The sequence below is a fragment of the Anaerobacillus sp. QJM3NY_17 genome (genome assembly GCF_056173665.1).
This window is the reverse complement of the sequence record NZ_CM149685.1, coordinates 2,410,279-2,422,294: the sequence shown is the minus strand read 5'-3', so window position 1 is coordinate 2,422,294 and position 12,016 is coordinate 2,410,279. Positions and strand designations below refer to the sequence as shown.

The following is a 12,016-nucleotide window of genomic DNA, read 5'->3' as shown; positions in this document are numbered from 1 at the left end:
TTACTAATCTGTTCGTTTCACTGAGCAATACGAAAATGAAAATACCCCGCAAAATGTTCTTTCCATTTGCGAGGCACCTTATTTAAGAAATTAAATGGATTCTTCTTTATCAGGACTTTCGGGAGACCAAAACGCTTTAATTATGATTCATTCTCATTCTTCTTATAAATCCGCTCCACCACTTCCTGAAGCGTATCAGGCTTATGAAACTCGACAGGAGAAAAGCCTTTCTCGAACGTAATCGAATCGGCTTCAATCGCAAGCACATACTTGCCGTTTACCTTCGCAAGATGAATCGATTCGCCGAAGTCAGACAGCATGGCTTTGACTGACACATGGTCAAGCTTCAGCTTCCACTCAACGTCAGGGGAGTGTTCCACGATTTGTGAAGTAGCTTCCACGACTTGTTCGGTCGTAAAGCGCTCCTGTAGCTCTCGCTTAGGACTCTGAGACCATTCCTCTATCGCTTGTTCGAACTCTTCTTTTTCTTCGCTTTCTTCCTGATACGTTTCTTGGATATGCTCTTGTACCATACCCATCGTCTGAGTCTTCACGATTTCAGGCATCGACTTTTCGTATTCGACCCATTTTAAGAAGTCTTCGAAGTAACGGGCGTGAGAGGACTGATGGACTTTAATCTCAGCACTGTCAATCATGCCTTCTTCTGGCATGTAGGGGTATTGGACGGATTTCATGCTTTTTGTTGTGATCGCCATTTCCACATTCTGAATCAGCGTATCTTCATCAGTAATTGTTGCTACTTTCGGTTCAAAGTCGCACTTCAAGATAAAGAGAAAAGGATCATCAAAGAGTTTTGTAAGCTTTGAAGTGGCCACAATTAACACGCCACCTCTGATAGCGCTTGTATCCAAATACATTTGAACAATTTGATCGGATGAAGTTTCGAAATCATCTGCTGATTCAGCATAGCGTGTCCGATCGAATAAATTATAATTTGGATTCGATGTTAAATCATGACCTTGCTCAACAATGAAGCGCCCAATTTTCGTAGGTGCTCCTTCTGACTTCGCGTGACGATCTACTTTACGTTTCATTATTTTCGTTAACTCACCGTTTAGAAAGTCTTTTAGTGAGCTTTCCTCATAGGCATCTGCGTCAAGAGTTTGATAATGCTTGTAACGTCGTTCTTCACTTTCTCCGCTTCCTTCTACTTGTATTAAATAAAAGGAAAGATACTGCATTTTAAATTCCATTTCATCACCTGTCTTTACGTTTGCGTTTATTCAGTATAGGCAAGGTTTTGCATTTCGTCAATCACTGAAAAGAAGTGATTTAGAGAAGGAATATTTCTTTGAATTCAAAGTTTTTTTGTATTTAGCCAATTAAATTTTTACATGAATCGACATTACTCTTATAATGTAGGTAGGAATAATGATGAAAAGGGGAGAGGCAATGGAAGCGAAGCAAACCGTTTTTGTAAATGAGTTTACGAATGGTATTTTGGATCCAAAGGAAGAGATGATAGGACCATTGAAGGACGGCGGTCATATTATTGCAAATACTGCACCTGGCTGTTGGGGACCCATGATCACCCCCTGCTTAAGAGGCGGCCATGAAGTAACAAAACCTGTTTTTGTGGAAGGGGCTGAAGTTGGTGACGCCATAGCGATTCGAATTAAATCCGTTCAAGTTACATCTATGGCTACTGCTTCAGGAAATGATCGTCCCGTTGATGGAAGATTTGTCGGTGATCCTTTCGTTGCTGTCAAGTGTCCTGGCTGCGGTGAACTATATCCAGAGACTAAGATTGAAGGTACAGGACCAGAAGCTATTCGGTGTTCAAATTGTGGAGAAGATGTGACGCCATTTGTGTTTACGAATGGGTATACAATGGCATTTGATTCGAATCGAACAATAGGTGTGACAGTGGATGAGGCAGCTGCGAAGTACATAGCAGAACATGGAAAATCATTTATGGCTACTCCCGAGAACTCTGTACAAAATCCAGTTGTTACTTTTGCGCCAAGTGATCTCGTTGGAACAATGGCTAGGCTCCGTCCATTTTTAGGGCAGCTCGGAACAACACCTTCACGCCCATTGCCCGATTCTCATAATGCTGGAGACTTCGGTCAATTTCTCATTGATGCTCCGCATGATTATGGCGTAACGAAAGAGGAATTAGAAGATCGTACAGATGGTCATATGGATATTAATCGCGTTAGAGAAGGTGCGGTTCTCATTTGTCCTGTAAAGGTCCCAGGTGGAGGCATTTATATTGGGGATATGCATGCCATGCAGGGGAATGGAGAAATCGCCGGCCATACTGCTGACGTATCTGGTATCGTAAACCTTCAAGCAAAGGTAATCAAGAATCTTAACATTGAAGGCCCTATTTTACTCCCGGTACTAGAAGAACTACCTCATTTAGCTAAACCTTTCACCGATAAGGAAAAAGCATCAGCTAAACAAGTAGCAGATATGTACGGGGTTGCAAAAATAGAAGAATCTTTACCTCTTTCTTTTATAGGCACAGGAGCAAACCTTAATGAGGCAACAGATAACGGCCTTAATCGTGCAGCAGAAACTCTGGGAATATCAGTTCCAGAAGTTATGAATAGAGCAACGATCACTGGTTCGATTGAAATAGGGAGGCATCCTGGTGTTGTCACGATTACATTATTAGTACCTGTACACTTATTAGATGAACTGAGTTTAACAGACCTAGTTCGCAATCATTACAACGCGGCAGAATAATGAACATAACAGACAGCTCGTTAGCTGTCTGTTGATTTCACATGAATGAAGCATGGTACTAATTGAGTATGCTAAATGTAACGATGTTGTTTTAAGTAAGGAAAAATGGGGAATTTAAGTAAAAATATATTATTTACTTTCGTTATAAAAATTTTCCAATAAAAGTAAATGATACCACTGAAGCGAGGAATTCACCATGAAGATTAATTTTAACCAACTTCAATACACTCCGATCACCCATATATATGGACCAGACATTCAAACGATTAAGCGTCTTACATTTCATTCGAAAATGTCAGGGTCTTCTTCTGTTTTTTTTGCAATTAAAGGCGAGAATCACGATGGACATAAATACATAGAAGATGCGATTAAGAATGGATCAGTAGCAGTAGTAGCAGATCAAGATGATCTCATTACAAGTCTTGCTCACAGTTATCCTAATTGTACTTTTATTCTTGTTGATGATGTTAGAAACGCAATGGCATCCTTTTCAAAACAATATTATGGCTCATCAGACGAGAAATTAAAGACAGTTGGCGTTACAGGTACAAATGGTAAAACAACCGTTGCAGCTTATGTGCGCTCGTTACTCACACTGCTTGGATTGCCAACAGGGTCTATTGGAACAACCGGCATTTGGTCTTCAAAGAAAAAAATTCCCTATAAGAAAAGCACACCAACGACTCCTGAGTCACTTGACCTTCATCGCATCTTCAAGGATTTGATCAACGAAGGAGATGGGGGAGTAGCGATGGAGGTTTCATCTATTGCCCTTGATCAAAAGCGCGTAGAAGGAATTGAATTTGATGTCGCCATTCACACTAATATCTCTCCAGAACACCTGGAATATCACCATACTTTTGAACACTACAAAGCTTGTAAAGAAAAACTCTTCAATCAAGCAAAAGCGGCTGTAGTCAATGTAGACGATGAAATGGGCGTTGAGCTTAGCCGAGCTTATGAACATCGTAAAGTGACTTATAGCTTAAATCCACATGCAGAAGCGGATCTCATAGCCACTGAGTTGGAATATAGACTAGATGGTACCTCATTCAAATTGCTCTCACATGGTGAAGCATACGATGTTTTTGTACCAGTTTTTGCAGATTATAATGTTGCAAACGTGCTTTCTGCTGTAGGGACAGCTTTATTACTTGGATACCGACTGCAAACGATTATTAAAGTGCTGCCACAATTAGAAAGCCCTGAAGGTCGTTTTCAAGTAATTAGTGGGCCTAACCGGGAAACGATCATCCTGGATTACGCGCATACTCCAGTAGCTTTAACACGTCTTGTAGATGAAGTGAAAAAGATGGATCATCGCAAGCTCATTGTTATGATTGCTGGAATTGGGATCAGGGATTTTGAGAAGATGCCTAAAATGGCGAAAGCAATTGAAGGTAGAGCGGATGAAATTATCGTCACAGTTGATCATCCCGGCTATCATGAGCCATCTCTCATTGTCGACAAGGTTATGTCAGGATTTTTGAATCCCAATGATCCTAATATTTATCGAACGAACACAAGAAGAGAGGGCGTCTTGAAATCTTTACAACTTGGCAGCGAACAAGATATTATCCTTTTAACAAGTGGATGTATCAACGGTGCTCAAATTGTAAAAGGAAATGAAATTCCTCATTCAGATGAGGACATCATCGAAATGTATTATCATCTTTCTTCTTAAACCTCCACTAGGAGGTTTTTTAATTCTTTTAACCAAAAAATAAGGGTTGATAACAGATAAAAGCTGACGTACACTTTAACTTTCAATAGATCGTGAAAGGGCGTAATGGTGTGACTTGGGAAATATTAAATATCATTGGTACAATTGCCTTTGCTGCAAGTGGAGCACTCGTTGCACTAGAGGAGGAGTTTGATTTTCTCGGTGTGATTGTTCTTGGACTTGCTACAGCATTTGGTGGTGGAATTATACGGAATTTATTAATAGGGGTGCCAGTCGCTTCGATTTGGGAACAGGATGTGCTTATTATGATTGCGATCGGTACAATCCTAATCATTTTTGTTTTTCCTGCAAGCTGGATTAACTACTATTGGGAGAAGTGGGGGAGCTTCTTTGATGCAATTGGTCTTGCTGCATTTGCGATCCAGGGCGCGCTATTCGCAGAAGAAATGGGTCATCCTTTTATTGCTGCCATGGTTGCTGCAGCCATGACGGGAACTGGTGGTGGAATTATTCGTGATTTATTAGCGAGAAGAAAACCGACCGTTTTACAAAAAGAGGTTTATGCAGTGTGGGCCATGATGGCAGGGCTGTTAATTGGGCTTGGTTATCCACAAGAATTACCTCAGCTCATGTTCTTATTTGGTGCCATTGTCTTTCTACGAATGCTGTCCCTCCGTTATGGATGGAAATTGCCATATCGTAGCATTCACAGTTCATAGAAAATAGCTATGTTCATCTGGAGACGAACATTTCATTAGAAATAGATGGATTATAAAATGCAGCTCTCTTAAAGAGCTGCATTTTTGTTGTGAATTAATTTTTCATATTTTGTATGCTTTAACTGAGCTACGATCATAAAGCTCACAATGACTAATAAAAGCCACGAGCTAATTTTACCAATATGTACGATTTCCCAATCACTTTGCTGATTTGGATACGCCCATGCTCCGAAAAACGTCGCAATATTTTCAGCAATCCATATGAAAAAACCAATGAGTACGAATGATATAGGGAGAGACATCTTGTAAATTGTATGATTGACTGTAAAGTACACCATCGTTCGAAAGAAGAGAATCACAACAAGGATCTTCAACACCCAGCGAAAATCATATAGAAAATGATGGGTAAAAAAGTTTCCATAGATGGCAATTCCTAAACCGATCGTCATCCAGGAAGTAGGCCAATTCACTAATTGTAAATCCAGTCTTCGCCAGGCCTGGCACATGTAACTAGCAACACTTGCATACATGAATCCGCTATACAGTGGAACGCCCGCTATTTTGAAGATAGCTTCCTCTGGATAAGACCAGGAACCCATATGAACTTTATATATCTCGAGTGCCAAACCAATAATGTGAAAAACAAGAATCACTTTCATTTCATCAATTGTCTCAAATTTGGTTATTAATAAGAAGATTTGTGCTAAAATGCAAACGATAAGAATAAAATCATACCTTGGTAGAAAAAAAAGCGTCATTCTTTCGCTTAATGCTAGCGTTACAAAAATAATTAATGGAAACAGACAAGAAATGGCTTGCAAGTAACCGAAGTAAAAAAGATTATAGATATGCTTCATAAGCACCGCCTTTTTGAACGTAGTTAACATATAAGGAAGGAGAAATCATATGAGCGATAAAAATAATCGGAATAATGACCTACCGACAAGATTGAATGTACTACTTGTACTCACATTCTTGTTGTTTATGATCCTTGTCATTCGACTGGCAGTTATTCAATTGTAGTTTTACCTGATTCAGGATAATCACAGTATTCAATGATTGTTCCTTCTGTATCAGCTGGATTTAAATAAATTAATCTTCTACCGTGTTTGTTCACTCGTCGCGTATCTTCCATTACACGAATATTCTGTTGAGCTAATTCCTTTATCGCCTCATCAAGGTTATCGACAACATAGGCAACATGGTGGACTCCTTTCCCTTTTTGTTTCATAAAACGTGCGATTGGGGAAGTGGAATTATTCGTAGGCATCAGTAGTTCAATACGACTGCCATCAAGATCTATAACGGCAATTTCGCTTTCTACACCTGTTGCTTCACTACGGTAACGGTCGAAAAGCTTGCCACCTAATACTTCTGTATAAAACTGAACTCCTTCATCTAAACGTCTGACTGCAATTCCAATGTGGTCTAATGTTTTTTTCATAGTGAGACTCCTTCTTCGTGTAATGGTGTTATTTTAGCATAATGAAAGACTTCACCTGAAGAAATAGGTTGAAAAAAGGTGCGTTTTCATTAAAAGAATATTAGTCAATACAGTCGGTTTGTGTGCTTAACTGAATTTATGTAAAATGGACAAAGAATCGAAATCAATGAAAAAGGTGTTACATATGAATTCAACAATTATTGTCGGCTCCGGTATCCTTGGAGCTTCAACGGCTTATCATCTTGCAAAAGAAGGAATAGACGTTACGATTATCGATCGTAGTGAACCTGGACAAGCGACAGAAGCGGCAGCTGGTATTGTTTGTCCATGGCTTTCCCAACGTCGGAATAAAGTCTGGTATCGACTTGCTAAAGGGGGAGCAAAATATTATCCAGACTTGATTGACCAATTAATAAAGGATGGTGAAACAGAAACGGGTTATAAGAAAGTAGGGGCAATCAGCCTCCATACTGATGAAACAAAATTAGATAAAATGATCGAGCGTGCTAAAAAGCGACGAGAAGATGCACCAGAAATCGGGGAAATCAAGAAGCTATCTTCTGAGGAAACAAGAGAAATATTCCCCCCTATAGCTGGAGATTACCAGTCTGTATTTGTTAGTGGCGCGGCAAGAGTGAACGGTTCAGCTCTTCGTAATGCGCTACTTCGCTCAGCTGAAAAACACGGAGCTACCATCATGTATGGTGATGCTAAGCTTTATTTGTCAGAAGACGAAGTGACTGGTGTTACGGTAGGTAGTGAGACCTTTATAGCGGACAAAGTAATTCTGACAGCTGGAGCCTGGGCGGAAGAGCTTTTATCTCCAATGGGCCTCCACTTTAATGTTACTTCTCAGAAAGCTCAGATCGTTCACCTTGAAATGAATAATTCGGTAACGAATGAGTGGCCAGTCGTGATGCCGCCTAACGATCAGTACTTATTAAGCTTTGATGATGGACGCGTCGTTGTTGGGGCAACTCATGAAAATGAAGCTGGTATGGATCAGCGTGTGACTGCTGGAGGACTGCAGGAAATCTTTACTAAAGCCCTATCCGTCGCCCCTGGATTAGCGGGTAGTACGTTTTTAGGAGCGAAAGTAGGGTTCCGTCCTTTCACACCAGGGTTTTTACCAGTGTTTGGTTATGTACCTGGTAGTAAGAATTTACTTGCTGCTAATGGTCTGGGGGCTTCTGGACTCACAGTTGGCCCGTATCTCGGCTTGGAGCTAGCTAGACTTGCGCTCGGAACGAAAACAGAACTTGACCCGGCAGATTATGACATTGAAGTAGCCATAACTAAACAAGAAACTTAAGATAACATGAAAATGAAGCAGTTCAGTGTAGCGTGCAAAGATTGATTTGTAACTACATTGAACTGCTTTTTGTATTTGAACGATAAATCTAATACGGAAGGGTATCGTGAATGAGACTAAACCTACTCAAGATAATAGATAGGATTGTGGTATTATTTAGAAGTGAATATGAAAGTAATGTAATTGAAAATGGATGGATGGGGCAATTGCAAATAGTGATTTAAAACTTTCGGCTGATCAAAAAACTGCGAAAGGAAGTTCTTTAATGGCAAATAGTAGAATGAATCCTAAAGTTGATGGCATTATCAATAAATCCAAAAAGTGGCAGAAAGAATTCAAGGAATTGAGAATGATCATTCTTGACTGTGAGCTGACGGAAGAATTGAAGTGGGGGGTCCCATGTTACACATTCCAAGGAAAAAATATCGTTTTAATACATGGATTTAAAGAATACTGTGCACTATTATTTTTTAAAGGTGTCTTGTTACAAGATATGCATGACATGCTTATTCAACAAACGGAAAATGTACAGTCTAGCCGTCAGATAAGATTCACCCATATAGAAGAAATAGTGGATAAGGAAAACATATTGAAAGAATATATTTATAACGCCATTGCTGTTGAAAAAGCTGGTTTAGAAGTGAATATTAAGAAGAATATAGAAATCCCTGAAGAACTTCAAAATAAATTCAATGAAGTTCCTGCATTACATTCTGCATTTGAAGCTTTAACACCAGGAAGGCAAAGAGCATATGTCCTTTACTTTTCTAAAGCTAAACAATCCAAAACACGAGAAGCAAGGATCGAGAAATATATGCAGCAAATTCTACGGGGAAAGGGATTAAATGATTGAGAGATAATAATAATACTTCCTGATCCAGCCGCAGGTAACTTCACTGGCTGTGGATGAGATTTTTAGATTTGATATTCTTCATGCCTGAAGTGAAAGCCCGGAGCATTACTGCTTCGAGCTTTTTGGGAGGGGTTAGTAAAGGGGAAGTGCGGTTTTGTTCATGAGGCCATGATCACTGATCCTCCAAGGATGGCAACAAAATAGGCCATGTAAATGACAAAAGGTGAGAGTTTATTGTTTTTGGTTCCTAGTTTTTTTCTAATTAGTTTCATAAAAGAATAGAAGAGTGCAAAAATAGCTATGAAAATGACAGCTGATCGTAACGAGTACCAGTTTAGCGGAACAAAATGAAAAAAATGATGAATCGATAGTAGGGAAAATAGTCCTAAAGGCATTACCAGTAGCTCTGCAAGATCGTTTTGAGAGTGGTCACTTGAAAAAACGATTAAGAGAATATTCTTAATGGTACTCATGCTAGCCCCCTCCTTTTTTGTAGAGTGATTTATTATGGGGATATTTGTTAAATCAAGCATATCATACATGTTTATCATTTCTTCCTCAAAAATGTGGTGTATATTTTTTTAGTGGGTTTTGGAAGGATCGGATCAAATAAGAAAGAAGGAGTAAGTACTGAAAATTGATTTGGGAGGGAAGGTAATTCAAATGAATCCGATTTTAAATGAAATTGGTGCTGTTTTTATTCCCGTAAAAAATATTGAAAATGCAAAAAATTGGTATTGTGATTTACTAGGGATTCCTGCCCATGGCGACATAGTAGCAGGACATTTGTATGTCGTGCCAATGAAAGGTAACCGCCTTGTATTGGATAGCAAAATTTATTCTGAGCATAACCTTTATAAAACTCCACCTCTTCATTTCAATACGAAAGACATTGAAGTCGCTTTTTCTTTTATGAAAGAAAAAAGAATTGAGCTTATCACTGATATTGAGAATGGTCATTGGTTTAATTTTAAAGATCTTGATGGAAATGTACTCATGATTTGTGAGTAGCACTGTTTAAAATAAGATCTGGATGAAATGGAGGAAGACATGGTGAAAATAGGGGGTGTGCTTTGTGCGTTACTCCTCGTAACAGCCTGCTCAAGTAATGATCCAAACTCAAGTTCTAGCGATGGTGCAGATGAGGAGATTAAAAGAGAGTCAGCCTATATTGAAAATTTAAATGTTCCATGGGAGATCGTCCAAACAGAAGAAACGTTTTATCTCACAGAACGAGCAGGTAAGGTAGCGAAATTCGATAATTCCCTGAAAAGACAAACGATCCACCTTACTAAACCTGTGCATAGTGAAGGTGAGGGCGGGCTTTTGGGGATGGCACTAGCTGAAGATTTTCCTCAGTCCCAAATTGCGTTTCTCTACCACACTTATGTAGAAGGTGAGAAGACTCTGAATAGGGTCGTGAAGGTTGAACTTATAGAAAGCACCTGGGAAGAAACGGATGAGCTTCTAGCGAATATTCCTGGCTCTCAGTTTCATAACGGAGGAAGACTGAAAATCGGACCAGACGATATGCTTTATATCACAACAGGTGATGCTGGAGAACCGGAGCTTGCACAGGATAAAGGTAGTTTAGCAGGCAAAATTTTACGTATGGATTTAGAAGGAAACGTACCAGAAGATAATCCATTTAATGATTCTTATGTTTATTCTTATGGACATCGAAACCCTCAGGGTCTTGCGTGGAATGAAGAAGGACAGCTTTTTAGTTCAGAGCATGGGCAGTCTGCTCATGATGAAATCAATCAAATTGAAGCAGGAAACAATTATGGGTGGCCAGTGATTGAAGGAGATGAAATTGCTGATGGCATGGTGCAGCCGCTCTATCACTCTGGAGATGATACATGGGCTCCGTCAGGAATGGTTTTTCAAGATGACAAACTTTACGTTGCTTGCTTAAGAGGCGAGGAAATTCGGTCGTTTGAACTGAAGGGCCAGGGTACTACTGTGGAGACAGAAGATATTGGACGAGTTCGCTCCTTATTATTGGACGAGGACACATTATTTGCGATAACAAACAATAAAGATGGTCGGGGAGACCCGGTTAAAGAGGATGATCGTATGGTGAAGGTGTACTTGGAATAGGATAACCTTAAAGCTTATCTCAATGCAGTTATCGATCAACTTGAGAACTTTTTCTATGTTACAATAATTTCTGGATGAATTTATTAACAAAGCAGGTGAATCAGAACTTTGGTAAATATGAAAGATGTAGCAAGAGAAGCTGGGGTAGGACTAGGTACTGTTTCTCGAGTACTAAATAACAATGGCCCTGTTAAAGAAACAACGCGACGAAAAGTAGAACGAGCGATTGAAACTTTGAATTATAAGCAAAATGAAGTTGCTAGGAATTTTAAAATGCAGCAAAGTCAATCGATCGCTTTGATTGTCCCCACTATTTGGCATCCATTCTTTTCAAAATTTGCTTATCATGTTGAAAAGGAATTGTCTCATCTTGGCTATAAAATGATCCTATGCAACACTCAAAATGAGCGTACGAAAGAAATAGAATATATTTCAATGCTCGAGAAAAATAAAATAGATGGATTAATTGCCATTACTTATAGTGCTGAACTTGATCAATATATTTCAAGTCACCTACCAATTGTAAGCATTGATCGGCACTTTACAAAAGATGTCGTATTCGTAACGAGTAATAATAAGAAAGGTGGAGAGCTTGCAGCCAAAGAACTGATGAAGCGAGGTTGTAAGCGGATTGCCTATTTAGGAAGTGTTTCAAACATTGAAAATGAATCTATGAATCGGAGACTTGGATTTGAAACTGTGAGTTTAAGTAAAAATTTTGATCACTGTATTTACGAATTAAGAGAGCCTGTCACAGACATTGAAGCGGTCATCCAGCGGTTTTTAGAACAAAACCCTGATGTGGATGGTTTTTTTACCATGAACGATAAATGGGCGAAATTATTGTTGCGATCTCTAAAAAAACTAGGGAGAAGAGTTCCTGAGGAAGTTCAGGTGATTGGTTTTGATGGCGTTACTTCCAGTAAGGAAGATGAATTAACTTTTTCAACAATCATCCAGCCTGTTGCTGAAATGGCTGAAAAAGCTGTACAAGTGCTTATTAAACTAATTAAGGAACAGCCGGTTGAAAAGAAAAATGTACTTCCTGTAACCTTTTTTGATGGAAATAGTACTAAATAAAAAAACTCTTGACTCTTCTTTGTGTAAACGATATCATTTACTTATTCAAAAGCGATTTCTAGAGTCGCTTTCATTTTATACCAAACTGGAAACGTTTCCAGTTTGG

Annotated in this window: 12 protein-coding genes; 8 read left to right on the top strand and 4 right to left on the bottom strand. The window is 39.2% G+C overall.

The window, feature by feature from the left end; all coding sequences use genetic code 11:
• Positions 1–140: 140 nt before the first annotated feature.
• Complete coding sequence (locus AC0VYV_RS12640; RefSeq protein ID WP_303531051.1) at positions 141–1,214, bottom strand: DUF3900 domain-containing protein; 1,074 nt, start codon at positions 1,212–1,214, stop codon at positions 141–143.
• 199 nt (positions 1,215–1,413) lie between these two features.
• On the opposite strand from AC0VYV_RS12640, the gene AC0VYV_RS12635 reads away from it, so the two are divergent.
• The 3 genes from AC0VYV_RS12635 to AC0VYV_RS12625 all read left to right on the top strand — a co-directional run bounded on the left by AC0VYV_RS12635 (position 1,414) and on the right by AC0VYV_RS12625 (position 5,118).
• Positions 1,414–2,715, top strand: coding sequence for an acetamidase/formamidase family protein (locus AC0VYV_RS12635; protein ID WP_475365346.1), 1,302 nt, complete (start codon positions 1,414–1,416; stop codon positions 2,713–2,715).
• A 196-nt stretch (positions 2,716–2,911) separates the two neighbouring features.
• Positions 2,912–4,399: a UDP-N-acetylmuramoyl-L-alanyl-D-glutamate--2,6-diaminopimelate ligase gene (locus AC0VYV_RS12630; protein WP_475365345.1), complete on the top strand. Its 1,488-nt coding sequence runs from the start codon at positions 2,912–2,914 to the stop codon at positions 4,397–4,399.
• Between the two features lie 110 nt (positions 4,400–4,509).
• Positions 4,510–5,118 carry a trimeric intracellular cation channel family protein gene (locus tag AC0VYV_RS12625; protein WP_226613615.1) on the top strand — a complete coding sequence of 203 codons (609 nt, stop codon included), beginning with the start codon at positions 4,510–4,512 and terminating at the stop codon, positions 5,116–5,118.
• 68 nt (positions 5,119–5,186) lie between these two features.
• On the opposite strand, the gene AC0VYV_RS12620 is transcribed toward AC0VYV_RS12625, so the two are convergent.
• Together AC0VYV_RS12620 and AC0VYV_RS12615 are read right to left on the bottom strand one after the other, a co-directional pair.
• On the bottom strand, positions 5,187–5,975 hold the full coding sequence (locus tag AC0VYV_RS12620; RefSeq protein ID WP_475373895.1) for a DUF817 domain-containing protein: 789 nt from the start codon (positions 5,973–5,975) through the stop codon (positions 5,187–5,189).
• A 152-nt stretch (positions 5,976–6,127) separates the two neighbouring features.
• A complete protein-coding gene (locus AC0VYV_RS12615; RefSeq protein WP_475365343.1) occupies positions 6,128–6,562 on the bottom strand; it encodes a VOC family protein in 435 nt (144 codons plus the stop codon).
• Between the two features lie 184 nt (positions 6,563–6,746).
• Between AC0VYV_RS12615 and AC0VYV_RS12610 the strand changes: the two genes are divergently transcribed.
• Positions 6,747–7,874, top strand: coding sequence for an NAD(P)/FAD-dependent oxidoreductase (locus AC0VYV_RS12610; RefSeq protein ID WP_475373894.1), 1,128 nt, complete (start codon positions 6,747–6,749; stop codon positions 7,872–7,874).
• Between the two features lie 265 nt (positions 7,875–8,139).
• Complete coding sequence (locus tag AC0VYV_RS12605; protein ID WP_475374891.1) at positions 8,140–8,727, top strand: YdeI/OmpD-associated family protein; 588 nt, start codon at positions 8,140–8,142, stop codon at positions 8,725–8,727.
• Between the two features lie 158 nt (positions 8,728–8,885).
• Here the strand turns inward: AC0VYV_RS12605 and AC0VYV_RS12600 are convergent, their stop codons facing one another.
• Positions 8,886–9,200 (bottom strand): hypothetical protein, encoded by a 315-nt coding sequence (locus AC0VYV_RS12600; protein WP_475365341.1) that lies wholly within the window; start codon positions 9,198–9,200, stop codon positions 8,886–8,888.
• Between the two features lie 190 nt (positions 9,201–9,390).
• On the opposite strand from AC0VYV_RS12600, the gene AC0VYV_RS12595 reads away from it, so the two are divergent.
• The 3 genes from AC0VYV_RS12595 to AC0VYV_RS12585 all read left to right on the top strand — a co-directional run bounded on the left by AC0VYV_RS12595 (position 9,391) and on the right by AC0VYV_RS12585 (position 11,910).
• On the top strand, positions 9,391–9,738 hold the full coding sequence (locus AC0VYV_RS12595; protein WP_475365340.1) for a VOC family protein: 348 nt from the start codon (positions 9,391–9,393) through the stop codon (positions 9,736–9,738).
• A gap of 39 nt (positions 9,739–9,777) precedes the next feature.
• Positions 9,778–10,830, top strand: coding sequence for a PQQ-dependent sugar dehydrogenase (locus tag AC0VYV_RS12590; RefSeq protein WP_475365339.1), 1,053 nt, complete (start codon positions 9,778–9,780; stop codon positions 10,828–10,830).
• Between the two features lie 117 nt (positions 10,831–10,947).
• Positions 10,948–11,910 (top strand): LacI family DNA-binding transcriptional regulator, encoded by a 963-nt coding sequence (locus AC0VYV_RS12585; protein WP_475367488.1) that lies wholly within the window; start codon positions 10,948–10,950, stop codon positions 11,908–11,910.
• Positions 11,911–12,016 lie beyond the last annotated feature (106 nt).